The organism is Streptomyces sp. CBMA291, from assembly GCF_014596525.1.
In the GTDB taxonomy this organism is placed as follows: domain Bacteria; phylum Actinomycetota; class Actinomycetes; order Streptomycetales; family Streptomycetaceae; genus Streptomyces.
This window is the reverse complement of sequence record NZ_MSJP01000025.1, coordinates 1-22,139: the sequence shown is the minus strand read 5'-3', so window position 1 is coordinate 22,139 and position 22,139 is coordinate 1. Positions and strand designations below refer to the sequence as shown.

General features: G+C 72.2%; 13 protein-coding genes and 1 pseudogene. 10 read left to right on the top strand and 4 right to left on the bottom strand.

The features are described 5' to 3' along the window. Positions 1-72: 72 nt before the first annotated feature. The gene (locus tag BU197_RS07025; RefSeq protein ID WP_188267370.1) at positions 73-1,953 is read right to left on the bottom strand and encodes an ABC transporter ATP-binding protein; all 1,881 of its coding nucleotides are present in this window, start codon (positions 1,951-1,953) and stop codon (positions 73-75) included. Between the two features lie 90 nt (positions 1,954-2,043). Here BU197_RS07025 and BU197_RS07020 point away from each other — a divergent pair, with 90 nt between their 5' ends. The 3 genes from BU197_RS07020 to BU197_RS07010 all read left to right on the top strand — a co-directional run bounded on the left by BU197_RS07020 (position 2,044) and on the right by BU197_RS07010 (position 7,178). Beyond that, complete coding sequence (locus tag BU197_RS07020; RefSeq protein ID WP_188267342.1) at positions 2,044-2,523, top strand: MarR family winged helix-turn-helix transcriptional regulator; 480 nt, start codon at positions 2,044-2,046, stop codon at positions 2,521-2,523. A 73-nt stretch (positions 2,524-2,596) separates the two neighbouring features. Beyond that, a complete protein-coding gene (locus tag BU197_RS07015) occupies positions 2,597-5,521 on the top strand; it encodes an FAD-binding and (Fe-S)-binding domain-containing protein (RefSeq protein WP_188267341.1) in 2,925 nt (974 codons plus the stop codon). A gap of 232 nt (positions 5,522-5,753) precedes the next feature. Further along, positions 5,754-7,178: a Gfo/Idh/MocA family protein gene (locus BU197_RS07010; protein WP_188267340.1), complete on the top strand. Its 1,425-nt coding sequence runs from the start codon at positions 5,754-5,756 to the stop codon at positions 7,176-7,178. Between the two features lie 558 nt (positions 7,179-7,736). Here the strand turns inward: BU197_RS07010 and BU197_RS07005 are convergent. Next, a complete protein-coding gene (locus BU197_RS07005; RefSeq protein ID WP_188267339.1) occupies positions 7,737-8,528 on the bottom strand; it encodes a metal-dependent hydrolase in 792 nt (263 codons plus the stop codon). Between the two features lie 70 nt (positions 8,529-8,598). Between BU197_RS07005 and BU197_RS07000 the strand changes: the two genes are divergently transcribed. Together BU197_RS07000 and BU197_RS06995 are read left to right on the top strand one after the other, a co-directional pair. Then, positions 8,599-11,172 carry a DEAD/DEAH box helicase gene (locus tag BU197_RS07000; protein WP_188267338.1) on the top strand — a complete coding sequence of 858 codons (2,574 nt, stop codon included), beginning with the start codon at positions 8,599-8,601 and terminating at the stop codon, positions 11,170-11,172. Between the two features lie 52 nt (positions 11,173-11,224). Next, positions 11,225-12,088: an acyl-CoA thioesterase gene (locus BU197_RS06995; RefSeq protein ID WP_188267337.1), complete on the top strand. Its 864-nt coding sequence runs from the start codon at positions 11,225-11,227 to the stop codon at positions 12,086-12,088. Positions 12,089-12,325: 237 nt separating this feature from the next. On the opposite strand, the gene BU197_RS06990 is transcribed toward BU197_RS06995, so the two are convergent. Together BU197_RS06990 and BU197_RS06985 are read right to left on the bottom strand one after the other, a co-directional pair. Next, the gene (locus BU197_RS06990; RefSeq protein ID WP_188267336.1) at positions 12,326-14,068 is read right to left on the bottom strand and encodes a glycoside hydrolase family 3 protein; all 1,743 of its coding nucleotides are present in this window, start codon (positions 14,066-14,068) and stop codon (positions 12,326-12,328) included. Between the two features lie 148 nt (positions 14,069-14,216). Continuing rightward, positions 14,217-15,506: an MFS transporter gene (locus BU197_RS06985; RefSeq protein ID WP_188267335.1), complete on the bottom strand. Its 1,290-nt coding sequence runs from the start codon at positions 15,504-15,506 to the stop codon at positions 14,217-14,219. A gap of 96 nt (positions 15,507-15,602) precedes the next feature. Between BU197_RS06985 and BU197_RS06980 the strand changes: the two genes are divergently transcribed. The 5 genes and pseudogenes from BU197_RS06980 to BU197_RS06960 all read left to right on the top strand — a co-directional run. Beyond that, positions 15,603-16,247: a TetR/AcrR family transcriptional regulator gene (locus tag BU197_RS06980; protein ID WP_188267334.1), complete on the top strand. Its 645-nt coding sequence runs from the start codon at positions 15,603-15,605 to the stop codon at positions 16,245-16,247. Between the two features lie 758 nt (positions 16,248-17,005). Beyond that, the gene (locus tag BU197_RS06975; protein WP_188267333.1) at positions 17,006-17,209 is read left to right on the top strand and encodes a thiazolylpeptide-type bacteriocin; all 204 of its coding nucleotides are present in this window, start codon (positions 17,006-17,008) and stop codon (positions 17,207-17,209) included. A 108-nt stretch (positions 17,210-17,317) separates the two neighbouring features. After that, positions 17,318-19,906: a lantibiotic dehydratase gene (locus BU197_RS06970; protein WP_188267332.1), complete on the top strand. Its 2,589-nt coding sequence runs from the start codon at positions 17,318-17,320 to the stop codon at positions 19,904-19,906. Further along, on the top strand, positions 19,899-21,077 hold the full coding sequence (locus tag BU197_RS06965) for a lantibiotic dehydratase C-terminal domain-containing protein (RefSeq protein ID WP_188267331.1): 1,179 nt from the start codon (positions 19,899-19,901) through the stop codon (positions 21,075-21,077). The genes BU197_RS06970 and BU197_RS06965 overlap by 8 nt, the downstream gene beginning before the upstream one ends. Further along, positions 21,074-22,139 (top strand): annotated as a pseudogene (locus BU197_RS06960) (hypothetical protein); the annotation flags it as partial. The gene BU197_RS06965 and the pseudogene BU197_RS06960, both read left to right, overlap by 4 nt.

The window sequence follows — 22,139 nt, the reverse complement described above, 5'->3', positions numbered from 1 at the left end:
TATGCATCCCGTTGATCGCACAACGCAATCTTCTGATGTTCTGACGGGGCGGAGCAATGAATCCCGCGACGATCACACGTTCTGGGGAACAACCGCTCCCACGTTCGTTTGTTCGCCTGATCCCATGGCGTCCAGGGCTCCGTCCAAGGCTCCCCGCACATCCCTGCGGACCAGGGACGCGTACCGCCCGTCCCGGGCCAGCAGTTCCTCGTGGGTGCCGCGCTCGGCGATCCGTCCCGCCTCCAGGACGACGATCTGGTCGGCGTCACGGACGGTGGAGAGCCGGTGGGCGATGGTGATCGTGGTGCGCCCGGCGGACAGGGCGTCGATGGCCTGCTGTACGGCGTGCTCGGTGCGGGTGTCGAGGGCACTGGTCGCCTCGTCGAGGATCAGCACCGGCGGGTCGCGCAGGATCGTGCGGGCGATGGCCAGGCGCTGTTTCTCCCCGCCCGAGAAGCGGTAGCCGCGCTCGCCGACCAGGGTCTCGTACCCCTCGGGCAGGGAGGCGATGTGCTCGTGTATCTGGGCGGCGCGGGCGGCTGCCTCGATCTCCTCGTCGGTGGCGTCCGGCTTGGCGAAGCGCAGATTGTCGGCGACGGAGGCATGGAAGAGATAGGTCTCCTGGGAGACCACGCCGACCGCGCGGGCGAGCGTGTCGAAGCCGAGATCGCGCACGTCGACCCCGTCGAGCGTGACGCGCCCCTCGGTGACGTCGTAGAGCCGGGGCACGAGGTAGCTGAGGGTCGACTTGCCGGAGCCGGTGGGGCCGACGACGGCCAGACTGCCCCCGGCGGGGACGGTCAGGTCGATGCCGTCGAGGGTCGGACGGCCGGCGCCCTCGGGGTCGTACCGGAAGGAGACCTTCTCGAAGGCGACCTCGCCCCGGACCTCGGGGAGCCGGACGGGCTCGGCGGGCTCGGTGATCTCCACGGGCAGGTCGAGGTACTCGAAGATGCGCTGGAAGAGGGCGAGGGAGGTCTGCATCTGCACTCCGGTGGAGAGCAGGCTGACGGCCGGCCGGAAGAGGCCCTGCTGGAGCGAGACGAAGGCGACGAGCGTGCCGAGCGAGAGCGCGGAGCCGCCCTGGTCCAGGGCTATGCCCGCGGCCCAGTAGAGCAGGGCGGGCATGGCGGCCATGACGATGCCGATGGTGGACATCCGCCACCGCCCGGCCATGGAGGAGCGCACTTCCAGATCGACGAGCCGCTCGGACTCCTCGGCGAAGGACCTGGTCAGCGAGTCGGCGCGGCCCATGGTGCGGCCGAGCAGGATGCCGCTGACCGAGAGGGACTCGGTGACGGTGGCGGCCATGGCGGCCATCTGCTTCTGGCGCTGCGTGGTGATCCGCTTGCGCTCGCGGCCCACCCGGCGGCTGATCCAGACGAAGACCGGGAGCAGCAGCAGGGAGACCAGGGTGAGCCGCCAGTCGAGGGCGAGCATGGCGACGACGGTCGCGACCACGGCGGTGAGGTTGGAGACCAGGGAGGTCGCCGTGGAGGTCACGGTGGCCTGCATCCCGCCGATGTCGTTGGCTATGCGGGACTGGACCTCGCCGGTGCGGGTGCGGGTGAAGAAGGCCAGCGGCATCCGCTGGAGCTGCTCGTACACCCCGGTGCGCAGATCGTGCATGACGCGCTGGCCGACGGTGGTGGAGATCAGCGTCTGGAGCACGCCGAAGACGCCGGTCAGGGCGGCGGTGGCGATCATGCCGAGGGCGAGCAGGCTGAGCAGCCCGGTGCGGCCCTCGGGGATCGCCACGTCCAGGATCTCCTTCAGCAGGAACGGGGAGGCGACCGAGACGAGCGAGGCGGCGCCGACCAGGAGGCCGACGAGCGCGAGGCGCGCGCGGTAGGGGCGGAAGAGTCGCAGGATGCGCCGCAGCTGCGCGGGCTCCTTCGACTGGCCGGGCTCGCGAGGCGGGGGCGTCCAGTCGGACCGGTCGTGGGGGTGCATGGGCTCCTTCGGAGGGTCGGCGAAGTCGATCAGAGCATAGCTCATTGTTACCTACGCTCACAATGAACGGCGTCCTGATATTGTTCCCGCATGAGCATCTCCGCCGTCCCGACCGGGGTCGGCCGTCCGGGCGGACCCGACGCCGACGGCCTCCTCGCCGAGCAGCTCCTGCGCCTCACCCGGCGTCTGCACCGCATCCAGAAGCGGCATCTCGAACCGGTCGGCATCACCCCCGCCCAGTCGCGGCTGCTCCGGATGGTCGCCGCCTTCGGGGAGCCGCCCCGGATGGCCGACCTCGCGGCCCGCCTCGAAGTGGTCCCGCGCGCGGTGACCAGCCTCGTCGACGGCCTGGAGGCGGGCGGCCGGGTGCGCAGGGCGCCCGATCCGGACAACCGCCGGGTGGTGCGGATCGAGCTGACCGACGAGGGGCGCGCCACGCTGCGGGAGCTGCGCAGCGCGCGCCGGGCCGCCGCAGAGGACATCCTTGCTCCATTGACCGTCGAACAGCGCGAGGTGCTCGGAGGTCTGCTGTCCGCCCTGGTCGATCCGGGCCCGGAGGGCGGCTGCTGACCCCCCGGCGGGGTCCTGCCCCGGGGCAGGGTGCCCTCCGGGGCCCGGGGACGCGCCGAAGGGGAGCCGTGACATGCCGCTGCTTGAGCCCGACCCGGGCGCCCTCCGCCCCGGTACGAAGCGGAGCCCGGCCCCGGACCGCGTGCCGGAGCTGCACGCGCGGGGCACGCCGAGGGGGCTGCGGGAGGAGCTGACCGAGCTGCTCGGCGCGGAGAAGGTCCTGTCGGGGATCTCCGATCTGGTCCGCTACGCCTCGGACGCCAGCCCGTACCGTTTCGTCCCGCAGGTCGTCGTGGTCGCCGAGGACATCGACGACATCTCCACGGTCCTGTCCTACGCGCACGGCAAGGGCCGTGAGGTCGTCTTCCGGGCCGCCGGGACCAGCCTCAACGGGCAGGCGCAGGGTGAGGACATCCTCGTCGACGTGCGGCGCCACTGGGCGGGCGTCGAGGTCCTGGACGCCGGGGCGCGGGCCCGGATCCGCCCCGGCACCACGGTCTTCCGGGCCAACGCGGCGCTCGCCCCGCACGGCCGGGTCCTCGGTCCCGATCCGGCCAGTGCCATCGCCTGCACGATCGGCGGGGTCGTCGCCAACAACGCCTCCGGCATGACCGCCGGGACGACCCGGAACTCGTATCGGACCGTCGCCTCGCTCACCTTCGTGCTGCCCTCGGGGACGGTGGTGGACACCGCCGAACCCGACGCCGACGAGGAGCTGGCGCACGCCGAGCCGAGGCTCTGCGCGGAGCTGCTCGCGCTGAAGGCGGAGATCGAGGCGGACGCCGGGCTGACCGCCCGCATCCGGGCCAAGTACGCCCTCAAGAACACCAACGGCTACCGGCTCGACGCCTTCCTCGACGCCGACACCCCGGTCGGCATCCTGCGCGGTCTCATGGTGGGCTCCCAGGGGACCTTCGGGTTCATCTCCGAGGTCGTCTTCGACACCCTGCCGCTGGACCGCGAGGTGACGGCGGCGCTGCTCTTCTTCCCCTCGCTGCCCGCCGCCGCCGCTGCCGTGCCCCTGTTCAACGAGGCCGGGGCGCGGGCCGTGGAGCTGATGGACGGCAACACCCTGCGGGCTTCGGTGAGCGTGCCGGGCGTCCCCGCCGACTGGGCGGAGCTGCCCCGGGAGACGGCCGCGCTCCTGGTGGAGTTCCGGGCGTCGGACGCGGCGGGCCGGGAGGCGTACGAGCGGACGGCGCAGGGGCTGCTCGGGCGGCTGGACCTGGTGGCCCCGGTGCCCTCGGTGGAGAACGCGTTCATCCGCGACCCGGGGCGGATCTCCGGCTACTGGAAGGCCCGCAAGGCCTTCGTGACGGCGGTCGGCGGTTCCCGCCCCTCCGGTACGACCCTGATCACCGAGGACTTCGCGGTGCCGCCGGAGCGGCTCGCCGAGGCCTGCGAGGCGCTGCTCGACCTCCAGTCCCGGCATGGTTTCGACGCGGCCGTGGCGGGGCACGCGGCCCATGGCAACCTGCATTTCCTGCTCGCCTTCGACGCGGCGGCCCCGGCCGACGTCGAGCGGTACGCGGCCTTCATGGACGCCTTCTGCAAGCTGACCGTGGAGCGCTTCGACGGCTCCCTGAAGGCGGAGCACGCCACCGGGCGGAACATCGCGCCCTTCCTGGAGCTGGAGTGGGGCCCGAAGGCGACCGAGCTGATGTGGCGGACCAAGGCGGCCATCGACCCCGACGGGGTGCTGGCGCCGAGGATCGTCCTGGACCGCGATCCGCAGGCCCATCTGCGCGGTCTCAAGACCATCCCCACGGTGGAGCGGATCGCCGACCCCTGCATCGAGTGCGGCTTCTGCGAGCCGACCTGTCCCAGCCACGATCTGACGACCACTCCGCGCCAGCGGATCGTGCTGCGCCGGGAGGTGATGCGGCAGGCCGACGGCTCCCCCGTCGAGGCCCGGCTCCTTGAGGCGTACGGCTACGACGCGGTCGACACCTGCGCGGGCGACTCCACCTGCAAGCTGGCCTGCCCGGTCGGCATCGACACGGGGGCGCTGATGAAGGAGTTCCGGCACGAGCGGCACTCGCCCCGCGAGGAGCGGATCGCCGCCCTGGCGGCCAAGAGGTTCCGGGCGGTGGAGGCCTCGGCCCGGCTCGCGGTGGGCGCGGCCGGCCGGATCGGCGACCGGGTCCTTGAGCGGGTGACGGGGCTGGCCCGCCGGGCGGTCCGGCCCGATCTCGTACCGGAGTGGCTGCCGGAGATCCCCGCCGCGGCGGCCCGGCGGCTGCCGCGCACCCACCGGCCCGCGGCCGCCGCCGTCTACTACCCGGCCTGTGTGAACCGGATCTTCGGCAATCCGACGGGGATGGAAGGACCGTCGCTGCCGGAGGCCGTGGTCGCGGTGTCGGCGCGGGCGGGGAAGCCGGTGTGGATCCCGGAGGACGTGTCCGGTACGTGCTGCGCGACGATCTGGCACTCCAAGGGGTACGCGCGGGGCAACGAGGTGATGGCCAACCGGATCGTGGAGGCGGCCTGGGGGTGGACGGCCGGCGGGCGGCTGCCGCTGGTGGTGGACGCCTCCTCGTGCACCCTCGGCATCGCGCACGAGGTGGTGCCCTTCCTGACGGACGACAACCGGGAGCTGCACGCCGAACTGACCGTGGTGGACTCGCTGGTGTGGGCGGCGGACGAGCTGCTGCCCCGGCTCGACGTGCGGCGGAAGGTGGGGTCCGCCGTGGTCCACCCCACCTGCTCGATGCGGCATCTCGGCGACGAGGACCGGTTGACGGAGCTGGCCGGTGCCTGTGCGGAGGAGGTCGTCGTGCCGCTGGACGCGGGGTGCTGCGCCTTCGCGGGCGACCGGGGGATGCTGCATCCGGAGTTGACGGCCTCGGCGACGGCACGGGAGGCGGCGGAGGTGACGGCCCGTCCGTTCGACGCGCATCTTTCGGCCAACCGGATGTGCGAGATCGGGATGGACCGGGCGACGGGCCGTACGTACGCGTCGGTGCTGCTGGCCCTGGAGCGCGCGACGCGTCCCTGACGGCTCGTCAAACCCGCTGACACGAAAGGGCTTCTCACCCCGGTGGTGAGGAGTCCTTTCGTACGTTCGGGTGACGGTGGGCGTTCGCTGCGGCTCGGCGCATGATCGGTAACAGTATGGTCCCTTTACCCGCCGTGAGTGTCCCGTCGGCGCCCTTGCGCACCGCCGGTGGCCGGGTCCAGGGTCCTGTCGGGATTCATGAAACAGCCGTGTACACCGTCCGGGAGGTTCCATGAACGAGCAGACACCCCATGTGCCGAGCCGCCGCAAGGTCCTCAGGAGCACCGCCGCCGCGGCCGGGACGGGCCTCGGCCTCGGGGCCCTCGGTACCGTGAACGCCCATGATTCCGCCGCCGCTTCGCTTCCGGGGGCGGCGCCCGAGGCCCCGGCCTCCCCGCAGCGGCGCGGGGCGACCATGGTCGGGGTGCCCTTCGAGCGCCGGTCCACCGTCCGGGTCGGTCTGGTCGGCCTCGGCAACCGGGGCTACGGAGTCATCGGCCTCTATCTCGCCCTTCCCTGGGTGCAGGTGGTCGCCGTCTGCGATCCGGTGCGCGCGAAGGCGGAGCGGGCGGTCGCGAAGGTCGTCGCCTCGGGGCGTCCGGCGCCCGCCGTCTACGCCAACGGCGAGGAGGACTACGAGAACCTGTGCGCCCGGGGCGATGTCGACTTCGTCCATGTGGCCACCCCGTGGGACAGCCACTTCGCCATCGCGAGCACCGCGATGCGCAGCGGCAAGCACGTCGGAGTGGAGTGTCCGGCGGCGATGCGGCTCGACGAGCTGTGGGAGCTGGTGGACCTGTCGGAGCAGACCCGCAGGCACTGTATGCAGCTGGAGAACTGCTGTTACGGCCGGAACGAGATGCGGGTGCTGCGGATGGCGCACGCCGGGAAGTTCGGCGAGCTGCTGCACGGGGCGGGGGCGTACAACCACGATCTGCGCGGTCTCATGTTCTCCCCCACGTACTACGAGGGTCCCTGGCGCCGTCGCTGGCACACCCGGCTGCGCGGGGACCTCTACCCCAACCACGCCTTCGGGCCGATCGCGAACTACATGGACGTGAACCGGGGCGACCGGGCGGTGAGCATCAGCAGTCTCGGCACCCCGGCGCTCGGTCTCGCCGAGTACCGGGCGGCGCACGCGCCGGCGGGCGATCCGAGCTGGCGGGAGACGTACATCGGGAGTGACCGGACGATCAGTCTGGTGCAGACGGCGAAGGGGCGGGTGATCCGGCTCGAACACGATGTCTCGACCCCGCACCCGTACAGCAGGATCAACAGCCTGGGCGGTACCCGGGGCGTCTTCGAGGACTATCCGCCCCGGATCTATCTGGAGCCGGACCACAAGGACGACGAGTGGGGGGACTTCGGCGCGTACGCGGGCGAGTTCGACCACTGGCTGTGGAAGGACCACGCCAATCCGCCGGGCGGTCACGGCGGCATGGACTACATCATGATCTACCGTCTGACGCAGTGTCTGCGGCTCGGTCTCGTGCCCGACTTCGACGTGTACGACGCCGCCACCTGGACGGCCCCGGTGCCGCTCAGCAACGCGTCGATCAAGGCGAAGGGAGCCCCGCAGGAGATCCCGGACTTCACCCGGGGCGAGTGGCGCAAGGCCCGCCCGGGAGTGGACTCGGCGAAGCCTGCGGGCGGGTAGGGGCGACGACGGCCCGACAAGGTACCGCCGCGAGGCGGCCTCCTGTCCGGGCTGAACGGCCTCGCAAGGTGCCGTCGTAAAGGAGGCGCCCCGGCGGCGCAGGTAGGCCATGCCCGGGGCGCCGGCGAGGACGACGCCTCCGGTGGCGGCAGGGGGGAAAGCCCCCAACTATCGGTCCGTACATGACGGTTCCTCATGGTCCGGAGAGGTTCTCTCGATCGGATAAGGCTGCATGGCGCACCAGAAGCGGGCGATTCCGAACAAATTCGTGCATATTTGTTCGATAATCACCTGTTTGCCGCAATCGATGCGATGTAAACCTCTTCGGCCCTGAAGAGTCCATACGGGAACAAAACCGATCTCTATTGGGCTTTTCGGATGATTCCACCCCTTCTTCCCCCCGGCCGTCGTTGTTCAGGGCGACACCCACACGGCCGCCGCCGCGCACCTGCTGCGCGAGGGCATCGCATCCGAGATGCGGGAAGGGGGCGGTCGGCAGGGCCGTACGACCCTGCCGACCGCCCCCGGGAATCCTGCCGGAAACGACTGCCGAAACGCCTAGAAGACACCCAGGGCCGAAGCCCCGCCGATCCCGCCCAGGATCATGAAGACGGGCATCAGGACCTTCAGCTCGACCCAGCTCCCGGCCCGGAACCGCATGCCCTTCGGAGGGCCTATCGGGTACCAGCGCCTCCGGCCTATCGGGATCGGCCAGAGGACCGGGCAGCCGGAGACCGTCAGGGCGTCGCCGAGGTCGTGGACGAGGGCGCCGAGCACGATGGGCAGACCCAGCCACAGATAGTCCTGGGCGGGCCCGGTGAGGAACCAGTCGGAGCCGTTGCCCGGCTGGTCCAGGACGCCCGCGAGGATCCAGGCACCGGCCGCGCCGAGCAGCCAGACCAGGACGTCGCTGGACATCCGGGCGGCCCGCCACAGCAGGCCCTCCACCGCGAGGACCAGATGGACGAAGAGGATGGCCAGGACCGCCCAGCGCCCGCCCGTGACGGCCGCCACGGAGGTCCCGGCCCCGATCAGGACCGCCCAGAGCCAGGTGTGGGTGAGCGTACGGTGCCCGCCCGACCTGCGGGGGTCGGCCGAGGAACGGGTGGCCTTGTAGACCGCGTACGACAGCTTGTCGACGACCTCGCAGAGGGTCCGGGAGACGGGTCCGAAGGCGCGCGAGATGGTCGCCGACTTGTGGTCCAGGTCCGGGGCCAGGGCCGCGCCCGCGCAGATGAGCGCCCCGACGACGAGCACCGGCCACGGCATGGGGTGGTCGAAGGCGGCCGCGGCCGCTCCCACGCCCAGCCAGGCCGCCGCTCCGGACAGCGAATGCGCCGGTCCCATCATGATTGGCCCGCCCCGTTTCTCCCATGCCGGTGCTCAGTTGACGACCGGTCGACGGAAGATCCTATCGTTCGTGATCTTCCATCCGACGGCCGGTTCCCTCATCCGAGCGGAATCCAGGCAAGATGGGGGTGTGACCCTTATCGATCAGCTCCCGCCGACCGCCGACCCCGACGCCCTCTTCGAGGCCTTCTCCTCCTGGGCCGAGGACCGTGGCATCACGCTCTACCCGGCCCAGGAAGAGGCGCTGATCGAGGTCGTCTCCGGCGCCAACGTGATTCTTTCCACTCCCACCGGCTCCGGAAAGTCGCTGGTCGCGGCGGGGGCGCACTTCACCGCGCTCGCCAACGACCAGGTGACCTTCTACACCGCGCCGATCAAGGCGCTGGTGTCGGAGAAGTTCTTCGACCTGTGCAAGCTCTTCGGCACCGAGAACGTCGGCATGCTGACCGGCGACGCCTCCGTGAACGCGGACGCGCCGGTGATCTGCTGCACGGCGGAGGTGCTCGCCTCCATCGCGCTGCGGGACGGCAAGTACGCCGACATCGGCCAGGTCGTCATGGACGAGTTCCACTTCTACGCCGAGCAGGACCGGGGCTGGGCGTGGCAGATCCCGCTCCTGGAACTCCCCCAGGCCCAGTTCGTCCTGATGTCGGCGACCCTCGGCGACGTGTCGATGTTCGAGAAGGACCTGACCCGGCGCACGGGCCGGCCGACCTCGGTGGTCCGCTCGGCGACCCGCCCGGTGCCGCTCTCGTACGAGTACCGGCTCACCCCGATCACGGACACCCTGACGGAGCTGCTCGACACCCGGCAGGCGCCGGTCTACATCGTGCACTTCACCCAGGCTCAGGCCGTCGAGCGGGCGCAGTCGCTGATGAGCATCAACATGTGCACGCGCGAGGAGAAGGACAAGATCGCCGAGCTGATCGGCAGCTTCCGCTTCACCACGAAGTTCGGCCAGAACCTCTCGCGTTACGTACGCCACGGCATCGGCGTGCACCACGCGGGCATGCTGCCGAAGTACCGGCGGCTCGTCGAGAAGCTGGCGCAGGCGGGTCTCCTGAAGGTGATCTGCGGGACGGACACCCTGGGCGTCGGGGTGAACGTGCCGATCCGCACGGTCCTCTTCACCGCCCTGACGAAGTACGACGGCAGCCGGGTGCGGACCCTGCGCGCCCGTGAGTTCCACCAGATCGCGGGGCGGGCGGGCCGGGCGGGCTTCGACACGGCCGGTCTGGTCGTGGCGCAGGCTCCCGAGCACGTCATCGAGAACGAGAAGGCGCTCGCGAAGGCCGGAGACGATCCGAAGAAGCGTCGCAAGGTGGTCCGCAAGAAGGCTCCGGAGGGGTTCGTCGCCTGGAGCGACGCCACGTTCGAGAAGCTGATCGCGGCCGAGCCGGAGCCGCTGACCTCCCGCTTCAAGGTCACCAACATCATGCTGCTCTCGGTGATCGCCCGGCCGGGCAACGCGTTCGAGGCGATGCGCAAGCTCCTTGAGGACAACCACGAGCCGCGCAAGGCGCAGCTGCGGCACATCCGCCGGGCCATCGCGATCTACCGTTCGCTGCTCGACGGCGGTGTGGTGGAGCAGCTCGCCGAGCCGGACGCGGAGGGCCGGACGATCCGGCTCACGGTCGACCTCCAGCAGGACTTCGCGCTCAACCAGCCGCTGTCGACGTTCGCGCTCGCCGCCTTCGAGCTGCTCGACCCGGAGTCCCCCTCGTACGCCCTGGACATGGTGTCGGTCGTCGAGTCGACGCTCGACGACCCGCGTCAGATCCTCGCCGCCATGCAGAACAAGGCGCGCGGCGAGGCGGTCGGGAAGATGAAGGCGGACGGCGTCGAGTACGAGGAGCGGATGGAGCGGCTCCAGGAGATCTCGTACCCGAAGCCGCTGGAGGAGCTGCTCTGGCACGCGTACGACGTCTACCGGACCTCGCACCCGTGGGTCGGCGACCACCCGGTGTCGCCGAAGTCGGTCATCCGTGACATGTACGAGCGGGCGCTGACGTTCACCGAGTTCACCTCCTGGTACGAGCTGGCGCGGACCGAGGGCATCGTGCTGCGGTATCTGGCCGGTGCGTACAAGGCGCTCGACCACACCATCCCGGACGATCTGAAGACGGAGGACCTGGAGGACCTGATCGCCTGGCTGGGCGAGATGGTGCGGCAGGTGGACTCCTCGCTGCTCGACGAGTGGGAGCAGCTGGCCAACCCGGAGGTGCAGTCGGCCGAGGAGGCGCAGGAGAAGGCCGACCAGGTCAAGCCGGTCACGGCCAACGCCCGTGCCTTCCGGGTCCTGGTGCGCAACGCGATGTTCCGCCGGGTGGAGCTGGCGGCCCTCGACAACGTGGACGCGCTCGGGGAGCTGGACGCCGAGGCGGGCTGGGACGCGGACGCGTGGGGCGAGGCGATGGACGCGTACTGGGACGAGTACGACGACCTCGGCACCGGGCCGGACGCGCGCGGTCCGAAGCTGCTGCTCATCGAGGAGGACGCGGCGCACGGTGTGTGGCGCGTCCGGCAGACGTTCGCCGACCCGAACGGCGACCATGACTGGGGTATCGGCGCGGAGGTGGATCTCGCCGCCTCCGACGAGGAGGGCCGCGCGGTCGTCCGGGTGACCTCCGTCGGACAGCTGTAGTCGGGCCGTCGCAGAGGACAGCCGTAGAGGACCGTCGTAGAGGAGTGCGCTGGTGAACAGTCCCGCCGAGAGGCTCGTGGACCTGCTCGACCTGGAGCGGATCGAGGTCGACATCTTCCGGGGGGCCAGCCCTCAGGAGTCGCTGCAACGGGTCTTCGGCGGGCAGGTCGCCGGGCAGGCGCTGGTGGCGGCGGGCCGCACGGTGGAGGAGGGGCGTCCGGTGCACTCGCTGCACGCCTACTTCCTGCGTCCGGGGCGGCCCGGGGTGCCGATCGTCTACCAGGTGGAGCGGATCAGGGACGGGCGTTCGTTCACGACCCGCCGGGTCACGGGCGTGCAGGAGGGCCGGACGATCTTCAATCTGACGGCTTCGTTCCACGCGCCGGAGGAAGCGGGCTTCGAGCACCAGCTGCCGCCCCGGCACGTGCCCGCCCCGGAGACGCTGCCGACGGTCGCCGACGAGATCCGCGACCATCTCGGGGCGCTGCCCGAGGCCCTTGAGCGGATGGCCCGACGGCAGCCGTTCGACATCCGGTACGTGGACCGGCTGCGCTGGACGCCCGAGGAGGCGCGCGGCGCGGAGCCGCGTTCGGCGGTGTGGATGCGGGCCGTGGGGCCGCTGGGCGACGATCCGCTGGTGCACACCTGCGCCCTGACGTACGCCTCGGACATGACTCTTCTGGACGCGGTCCGCATCCCGGTCGAACCGCTCTGGGGTCCGCGGGGCTACGACCTCGCCTCCCTCGATCACGCGATGTGGTTCCACCGCCCGTTCCGGGCCGACGAGTGGTTCCTGTACGACCAGGAGTCCCCGATCGCCACGGGTGGGCGGGGTCTCGCCCGGGGCCGTATCTACGACCGCGAGGGCCGACTCCTGGTGTCGGTGGTGCAGGAGGGGCTGTTCCGGCGGCTCTAGGTCGTCTCTTTCGGGTCTTGCCGGTCAGGCCCGCGTCGTCCGGTGCCGTGCATCGCAAGGCGGAGAGGCTGCCGGGTACTGGGCGTACCCGGGTGCCTCGACAACGCGGCGAGGTGCGGTGCCGGGCGGCGCGGGCCAGGCAAGACCCGAAAGAGACGACCTAGGTCCTTCGGCGTCTGGAAATGGTGCGGCCCGCCGCCCCTCCCGGGGTGGCGGGCCGTACCGTTCGACCGGGTGTCAGCCCTCGTAGCGCAGACCGTGGCCGAAGCGGAACAGCGGGTCCGCCGTGTCGAAGGGCATGTCCGAGCGGCTCGCCTCCACGGCGGCCATCGACGACGGCAGGTCGAACGGCAGCGAGCCCTGCGGCCGCTCCTCGCCGAACAGGACCTTCACGAAGGCGCTCTCCGCCGCGCCGAAGTTGACCGTGAGGGACACGGCGCCGCTCGCCACGTCGGTGAGGATCGCGGGCCGGTCCAGGTAGACGTCGAGCAGGGTCGGGACGGTGGCGCAGATCCGCCGTACGCGCTCGGTCTCCTCCGCGGGGAAGTCGAGGGAGCCCGCGTGGAAGAAGGACTCCAGGGTCCCTTCCTCGCCGCGCGGCTCGAACGGCGCCGACAGGCGCAGCACCGCCACGTCGGCCTCCTCCGGCGTCGCGACCAGTGTCGCCCGGTCGCCCAGCGCCTCGGCCGACAGGCCCTCGGCGTAGACCTTCAGGCCGCCCGGGGCGAGCGGCAGCCGGGCCGGGCCCTCGGCCGCGTTGGCGAGGAGGACGTACGAGGCCGCCTGGGCGGAGAGGCCCTCGGCGCGGGCCTCGGCGCCGCCCACGATCGCCTCGGCGGCCTCCTCGTCCAGGTACGGGTGGTCGAACAGGCCGAGCCGGAACTTCTCGCGCAGCAGCCGTCGCGCGGCGGCGTCGACGCGCTCCTCGGTGACCTTCCCCGCCTTGACCAGGTCCACGAGGACCTGCGGGCGGAACTCGCCGCCGAACTGGTCGACCCCCGCGTCGAGGGACTTGACCATGCGCTCCTCGTACGTCAGCTCCTCCACGCCCCAGCAGGTGTTGGCGAGGATGCCCCAGTCGGTGCAGACGACGCCGTCGTAGCCCAGCTTCTCGCGGAGCAGGTCGGTGATGACGCCCTTGTTGAAGCCGAAGCCGACCTCCTCGTGCTCGGTGCCGACCGGCATGCCGTAGTAGGGCATCATCTGGGCCACGCCCGCGTCGATGACGGCCTTGAACGGTGCGAGGTGGTAGTCGAAGTTGTCGCCCGGGTAGACCTGCTCGCGGCCGTACGGGAAGTGCGGGTCCTCGCCGTTCAGCTGCGGGCCGCCGCCGGGGAAGTGCTTGGCCATCGCCGAGACCGACTCCGTCCCGACCTCCTCGCCCTGTATTCCGCGCACATAGGCGACGGCGAGCTTCGAGGTGAGGTCGGCGTCCTCGCCGAAGGTGGTGCTGATGCGCGCCCAGCGCGGCTCGGTGGCGAGGTCGATCTGCGGGTGCAGCGCGACCCGGATGCCGACGGCCACGTACTCGCGGCGCACGGTGTCGGCCCAGCGGCGCACCAGCTCGGGCGAGCCGATGGCGGCGAAGCCGAGCGGTTCGGGCCACTGGGAGAACGGACCGGCCATGAGCGCGGTGGCCGGGTTGTCGGTGAAGGAGTGGCGCGGGTCGCTGGAGACGGTGACCGGGATGCCGAGGGGGCGGGACAGGACGGTCCGCTGGATGTGGTTGTGCCAGGCGGCCAGTTCGCGCGCGGTCTTCACCCAGAGGATGTTGAAGTGGTTGATGCGCCGCTCCAGGAAGGTGGCCATGGACGGCATCCCGAAGTGACCGGGCTCGGCGAGGTCGGGGGCGGTGCTGCCCAGCGGGTGGAACATGAGGCCCGCCTTGTCCTCGATGGGCAGCCGTCCGAGGAGGTCCTCGACGCGCTGGTCGACGGAGAGCGTCGGGTCCTGGTACGGGAAGGTGGTCTCGGTGCTCATGGTGGGCCTTTCTCGGTGGTACGTCGGAGGTACGGGGGGGGGCCTGCGGGTACGGGGGGGGCCTGCGGGTACGGGGGGGCCTGCGGGTACGGGGGGGCCTGCGGGTACGGGGGGGCCTGCGGGTGCGGGGAAGCCGTGGCGGCGGAGGTCAGGCCGCCTTCTTGATCCTGGTCACCATCACCGCTCCGGCCAGGCAGAACACGGCGGCGAGACCGAACCAGAGGGAGTAGCCGGCGCCGCCGAGCAGGGCGTTGCCGACGGGTATGACGACGACCCCGGCGAGGAGCGGGGAGAGGGAACTCGGCAGGGTGTTCGCGATGTTGAGGACGCCGAGGTCCTTGGCGGTGTCGGCCTTGTCGGGCAGCAGGGAGATGGCGAGGGCGCTGTCCACCGCGAAGAACAGTCCGGCGCCGAGGCCGAGGACAGCTTCGAGGGCCAGGAGGGTGCCGAGTCCGGCGTCGCCGAGGAACGGGGTGAAGGTGACACCGGCGAGGACCGCCGCCATCAGGATCCCGCTGCCGAAGACGAAGGGCTTGCGGCGCCCGAGCCGGTCGGACAGCGTGCCGCCGACGATGCTGGCGACCACGAGCGTGGCCACGCTGACACCGTTGGCCAGGGCGTTGAAGGCCAGTTGCTCGTCGGTGTCGGTCATGTCGAACTCGGCCGCGAGGAAGAGCGTCAGATACGAGGCGAGTGCCCCGTAGCCGAACATGATGAAGAACTTGCTGAGCCAGACCCAGCCGAAATCGGGGTTCTTGCGCGGGTCGAAGACGAAGGAGAGCAGCAGACCGCGCACGGTCAGCGGCTCGGTCGGCCGCTCGGTGCGCACCAGGTCCGGCAGGCGGAGGGCGAACCAGAGTCCGAGGGCGAGCGCGACGGCGGCGGGCACGCAGAACCGCAGGAAGTCGTCGGGCAGGACGGACAGCAGAATCGATCCCGCCAGGATGCCCAGCGGGGTGACCGCGCCGATGATGCCGGAGACACTGCCCCGCCGCTCCTCGGGGACGTGGTCGGCCACGGTCGCCCCGGCGGCGGCGAAGGCGAAGTTCCCCGCGCCCTGGGCCACGCACCAGGCGACCAGCAGAAGAGGGACGCCGGGAGCCACGGCGCAGGCCGCCAGCGCGCCCGTCATGACGACGAGTCCGCCGACGAGGAACGGGCGGCGCATCCCGAAGCGGGAGGTGCAGCGGTCCGAGAGGCGCCCGGCGAGCGGCTGGGCGACCATCGCGAAGACCGCGCCGGTCCCGGTGACCAGGCCGAACTGGGCGGGTGCGGCGTCCAGCCCGACGAGATGCTGGATCCTGACCGACAGACCGCCCATCACGGGGGCGAGCACGGCCAGGTACATGCCGAACTGGCCGAGGGCGAGGCGTCGGACGAAGCCGCGCGGTGCCTGCGGCCGGGGGGCCACCGCGGGCACGGAGGGGGTTTCGAGCATGGAAAGCTCCTAGGGAACCGGCCACGGCGGCGTGGCGTGGGCCCAATTGCTACACAGGTGTAGCTTTCTGTCAAGCAATCCTGATACCGTCCCCCCATGACCTCCTCAGGAGCCGGGACGGCGGCCTCCGGCGGCTACGCCAAGGGCCGGGCACGCCGGGCCGCGATCATCCAGACCGCCGCCGACCACTTCGCGCGGCGCGGCTTCCAGGCCGTCACGGTCCTCGACCTCGCCGCCGCCTGCGACATCTCCCGGGCCGGTCTGCTGCGCTACTTCCCCGACAAGGACGCGCTGCTCCAAGCCGTCCTCGAAGACCGGGACCGCGCCGACCGCGACCGCTTCCAGCCCTATGTACGGCTCGGCGGCGGCCTCGGCGTGCTGCGCGGGATGGTGGACCTGGCCGGGCACAACGAACTCTCCCCCGGCCTCATCGAACTGTTCGTCAGGCTCTCCGGCGAGGCGTCCGACCCGGCCCACCCCGCCCACGCCTACTTCGCCGACCGCTACGCGCGCATCCGCGGCGGCACCGCCCACGCCCTGCGCACCGCCCGCGAGGCCGGACACCTGCGCGAGGACGTGGACCCGGGCGAAGCCGCCGTACGGCTCACCGCCCTGATGGACGGACTCCAGTCCCAATGGCTCTTCGACCGCTCCGTCGACATGGCCCGCCATGTACGGACGTCCGTCCTCGCCCTGCTCACCGAGCCGGGCGCGGCGGCCTTCGACGCCCTCGCTCCCTGAAGGCGGTCCCGTAGCGGGTTTCGGCTCGGGGCACGGCGGGCCGTCAGCCGGTCTCATGGGACTGTCGGCCATCGAAGCGGTTCCCGTCGAAAGGAGGACGGCCGGCGGTTCCCGTTCGGCGATCGGCTCCTCGGCGCACCACGGCTCGGACGGCCGAGAAGCCCGGGGCCGTGCCGCGAGGAGCTGGCCGGATTCGAGCGGCATCGTGCCGGCGGCCTGGCCCTCGGGGCGCCTGCTCCGTGCGCCGCCCCTGAGACCGGCGGAGGCGCCGTGCGGCCGAGGAGCCGAAGGCCTGCTTCCGGGACGTCGAGCTGGCCCGTTCGACGGGAACGCGACGACGGGTTCCTTCACCGGGCCCTCACACCGACGGCGTGCGGGCCGGACCGGGCCGGATCGGACGACTGTACGCATCCGGGTGAACCGGGCGCCGCGACGTGCCGCCGGGGTACGGCCGAGGGCGAGACCGGGAGCGAATTACCGGCCAATGTAAAGCCGTCCAGCTCGACGGCGCTCGCCGCGATCTAGACTCGGCCTGCGAGCCGGCGCAACGGCGGGAGGCGGGGCGCGGTGATCTGAGCCGCGCGCCCTCACAGGGACGCGCAGGTCCGCGGCATCCGCCCCGGACCTCCCCGGTCCCGGCCTCGGCCCGGCACGCCTCCCTGCCGGGGTTCGACCCTCGTACGCCCAGTCCGGCTCGCTCCACATGCACCGAATCGGCAACACGTCACGATCATCACTTCGAGAACCGGGAGATCTCCATGTCCGAACAGCCTCAGGACGCCCTCGCGCTCGACGACCTCGACCTGGGCGAGCTGACCGTCACCGCGCTGCGTGACAGCATCGCGCTGCCGGAGGGCGGCGCCTCCAGCAGCCCCGTCTCCAGTTCCTGCAACTCCTCCTCCAACAGCAGCATCGTCCATCCGACGACCAGCGTCTTCAACCCGTCGGCCTCGGCCGTCTGAACATCGCGCGGCTGAACCACGGAACCACCGAACCACCCACGGGACCCGGCACGTTCCGGTGCGGACGCGCCGGGTCCCTCCCCGCCCGCCCATCGGAGGTCCTCAGCCGTGCCCCACCGTGTCCCGGCCCCGGTCGCACCGGCACCCACGCTGGTGCGCGCCACGGTGCTGATCCGGGCCGCGCAGTCCGCCCCGTCCGGCCTCGTCCGGGACCTGCTGGCCCGGCTCACCGACGTCGAGGCCGCCGACACCGCTCTCCGGCCCGCCCTCGGCGACGATCTGTACGCCAGCCGGGCCGAGCACGGCGAGGAGTTCCACCGACGGGTCGTGCTCCCGCTGCGCCGGGCCCTGTACGGCGGCCGCACGCCGCGTCCCGCGCAGCTCGACCGGCTCGCGGACCTGCCCGCCCGGGTCCCCCGGCTCGCGGAGTGGCTGGAGCTGAGGCGGCGGCACGCCCTGCTGCTCGCCGAGCTCGCCGTGGCGGTGCCGCCGGCCCTGGAGGCCGAACGGGGCGCGCTGGCCGAGGTGTGCCGCGAGCCCGCGTTCCGGCGCGCCGTCGCCCTGGGCAGCACCGACCTGCTGCGCGCGGTGGTCAACGCCTCGGAGGCGCACCCGGAACGGAGCGGCAGGGCGCACAAGGAGGAGGCCGCCGTACTGCGCCACGCGCTGCGGGCGACCGGCAAGACGAGCCCGCTGTCCTGGTTCACGGCGGTCGGCTGGGCCTCGGACGGACCGCGCGGGAACGAGAAGGGGACCGCCCCGCGCGCGGTCGTCCGGGAGAACCGGGCCCTCGTCGGAGCGCTGGTCGACGCCCTGCTCGACGAACCCCGGCGCGGCCGGAGCCTGCCGCACCGGATGGCCAGCGCCGCCCGCGTCGACGCCAGGCGGGCCCACTACCGGCGGACGCGGGTGGAATTCAGCGGCGGCCGCTATCTCGTCGCCCGCGAGGAGGACGTCGAACTCGGCGCCCGGCCCGAACTGGCGGTGATGGCCGCCCTCACCGAAACCCCCGACCCACCGGGACGGCTCGCCTCACGGCTCGCCGAGGCCCTCGGGCGCCCCGGCGAGGACCCGGCGGTGGGGCGCTTCGTCGACCAACTCCTCGACGCCGGGCTCCTGGTGCCCACCGAGCCGGTGGACCCGCAGGACCCGGAGCCACTGCGACGGCTCGCCGACTGGCTCGATCAGTGGCCACAGGATGCCGGGCTGGCCCGCAAGGTGCGCAAACTCGCCGACGACACGGCCGCGTACCCGGCCGAGCCCGCCGAGCGCCGCCCGGCCGCGCTCTCCGCCCTGGCGGCCGACTGGCGCCGGGTCTTCGTCGACGCGGGCCGGCCCGTCCCCGAGGAGCCCGCGTCCCTCAACGTCCTCAGCGAGGACGTCCACGCACCCGCCCCACCGCAGCCGCGTCTGGGAGCGGCGGACCGCGCCGCGCTCGCCGAACTCACGGCACTGGCCGAGCTGTTCGACCACGGTCACCTGCTCCGCCGGGACGCCCGGGACCGCTTCGTGGCCCGGTACGGCGCCGGCGGCGTCTGCTCCACGCCGTGGGAGTTCGGCGACGACGTCGACAGCGTCTGGGCGGATGTGACAGCCCCCGAGGAACTCGCCTCCCTGCGCAAGGAGTTCATCGACCTCCCCGAGGCGGACGGCGAGATCGTACTGCCCGCCGGCCAGGTGCGTGCGCTCGCCGATCGGCTGCCCGACTGGACGGCCGCCCGGCCGCTCAGCTACTCGTGGTTCGTCCAACGGGACCCGGTCGAAGGCCTGCTCTGTGTCAACCACGTCTACTACGGCTGGGGGCGCTTCACCAGCCGCTTCCTCGACGCCACCGACCCGCAGGCAGCGGCCGAAGTCGCCCGGCGGATCCGCGCCGGGCTCGACGAGGGCGCGCGCGCCGTCCAGATCCGCCCACTGGGCGGCTTCAACGCCAACCTGCACCCGCTGCTGGTCGCCGACGAGATCGGACCCGACCATCGCTGGTCCAGCCTCGCCGAAAGCGACCTCGACCTGGTCCACGACGTCACCACCGACCAGCTCAGGGTCCGCCTGCGCTCCACCGGCGAGTACCTCGACGTCCTCTACCTGGGCTTCCTCTCCCCGGTCATGCTTCCGCGGCGTCTCGCCCCCCTCCTCACCGACCACTCCAACGGCATCGTGGGCTTCCACCCGCTGCTCCCCCGCACCCCCCTGCCCACCCCCGGCGGCATCGTCGTACATACTCCGCGGCTGCGCCACCGGCACATCGTCCTCGCCCGTCGCCGCTGGCACCTGCCGTCCGAAGTCCTCACCGCCCTGCGGGCCGAACTCGGCGCCGACCCCGGCCCGCACGGCGTCCCCGCCGCGACCGTCGCACGCTGGCGCGCCCACCTCGGCCTGCCCGAGCAGCTCTTCCTCCACCCCGCTCCGGAGCCGGGCACGGACATCACGGCCTCCGAGGCCATGCTCATCCAGCTCCGCGCGCCCAAGCCCCAGCCCGTCGACCTCGGCAACCCGCTCCATCTCCGGCACCTGGGCCGGTGGCTCGGCCGCCACCCGGACGGCGTCCTGCTGGAGGAGGCCCTGCCCGCCATCGGCGGACGAGCGGAACCGGCCCGCGCGGTCGAACTCGTCACGGAGACCTACCGCCCTGCCCGCCCCCAGTCCGTCCCGCGCTCGCCCCGCCGGTGCGGAGCCGAGGAGCCACCCCATGAGTGAGCCGACGACGAACGACCCGACCGACCACCCCGCGGCCGAGACCGTCGTGGACGTCACCCTGTACCACTACCAGCCCGACAAGGCGCGCGCCCTGCGTGAGGCCGTCCTGCCGCTGGCGCGGCGTGCGACGGAGGGCGGGCTGAACGCCCACGTCGAACGGCACTGGCGGTTCGGGCCGCATCTGCGGTTACGACTGGAGGGACCGGCCGAGCGGGTAGCCCTCGCGGCACAGGAGTCCGCCGAGCGACTGCGGGCGTGGTCGGCCGCGCATCCGTCCGTCGCCGACCGGACGGAGGAACAACTGCTCGCCGAGGCCGCCGTCGCCGGGCGGGCCGAGCTGATCGCGCCACCATACGGCCCGCTGGTACCGGACAACACCGTCCGGGTCACGCCCGCCGACCCGGCCGCGACCGCCACCGTACACGCGTTACTGGGAGTCGAACACGCCCGTCTGCGCGACGAGTTGATGCGGCTCGGGCTTCCCGCGATCACCTCGGCCTGCGCATTCCTCGGCGAGCACGGCGACACGGCTCAGGCCCGGGTACAGCTGGCGGTCACGGCACTGGCGGCGCACGCGAGCACGCACACCGACGGCCTGGTCGGCGGGCACTACTCCTTCCTCTCCCATCTGGAGGACTTCCTCACCCACGAGGACCCGGACGGCCGGCTGCGCTCGGCCTTCGACGAGCGCTGGGAGCGTGGCGGTCCCTCGGTCACGGAACTGGTGGGCCGCGTCTCGACCGGGGGCACGCACGGCTGGGAACAGGACTGGGCGCACTGGTCGGCCACGGCCTGGGACCGGGCAGAGCGGCTGCTGGCGACCGGCGCGGACCTGTCCGGCCGCAGCGAGGAGTACCGGACCCGCGCGGCCGCCCTCGGAGACCAGGCCACCGCCGAACGCTGGGACTTCGAACTGCGCACCCGTTACAGCGAGTTCCACCGGATGGTGAGTCGCAGCGATCCCACCGGGACGCTGTTCGACCGAACCGACTACCTGGTCTACCGGACCAGCACCAACGCCCTGTACCGGCTCCTCGCGGTCTGCGACGTCCGCCCCGTGGAACGCTATCTGGCCGCCCATCTCGTCGTGCGCAGCGTGCCCCGGCTCACCGGGCACCGGTGGCGGGACTACATCGGCCAGGTGATCACCCAGGGCGAGGGGGCGGCGTGACGGCCGAACCGGTCACCGGGCGCACCCGGCTGCGCCCGGGCGTGGCGGTGACCCCGCTCGTGGACGGGCTGCATCTGCGCGGGCGCGGCACCAGCCTCACTCTGGAGGGCAGCCGCTCGCTGCCGGCACTGTGGGAAGTCCTGTCGGCGCGCCTCGGCGCCGACCCGCGGAGCGCTGCGGAAGCCGGGCACCCGAAGGCGGAGGCGGCGCTGGCGGTCGTCGTCGCCCATCTGCGTGAGCACGGCCTGCTGGTCGACCACCCCCACGGCACGCAGCCGCCACCCTGGCCGGGATCGGTGGCCGAACGCCCGGGGGACGCGGCGACGGCGCTCGCCGCCGCGCTCCCGGTCGTGGCCTCGGCGGATCCGGAAGGCGAGCCGGCCCGCGCGGTGGCACGCGCCCTGGCCCGGGGCGGGACGGTACCGGTCGTCACCAAGGCCGCGCTGCCCGCCGGACAGGTGCTGGTCGTCGCGGGTGATCCCCCCGTGGCGGTCGGCATGCAGTGCGAGACGGACGGCGGATTCGTCACCGCGCCCGCCGATCCGGACCGCACCCGCGCGGACCTCGCCGCGATCACGGCCCGCCTGCGCTCCGACTCCGGTCCGAACGGCTCCGGCCCAAGCGGCTCCAGTTCGAACGGTTCCAGCCCGAACGGCTCCGGTCCGAACGGTTCCAGTCCAAGCAGCCCTGGCCCAAGCGGATCCAGCCCGAACGGCCCCGATCCGAGCGGTTCCAGTCCAAGCGGCTCCGGTCCGAACGGCCCTGGTCCGAGCAGCGCTGGCCCAAGCGGCTCCAGTCCCAGCAGCCCCGGCCCAAGCAGCCCCACCCCGAACGGCCCCGGCCCAAGCAGCGGCGGTTCCGCGTCAAGAACACTCCCGCTGCTGCTCGCCGCCGCGACGGCCCAGCGCCTGCTCTGCGCCGTCGCCGGTCTGCCGAACCCGGGCGACCCGGACGACGACCCCCGGCTGCTCGCCGGTCGGCCCTCCGTCCTCGTCGCCCGGGCCCGCCCGCCCCACGCCGAGCACCACCCCTGGGCGGCGGCCCCCGGCTCCGCGGCCGAAC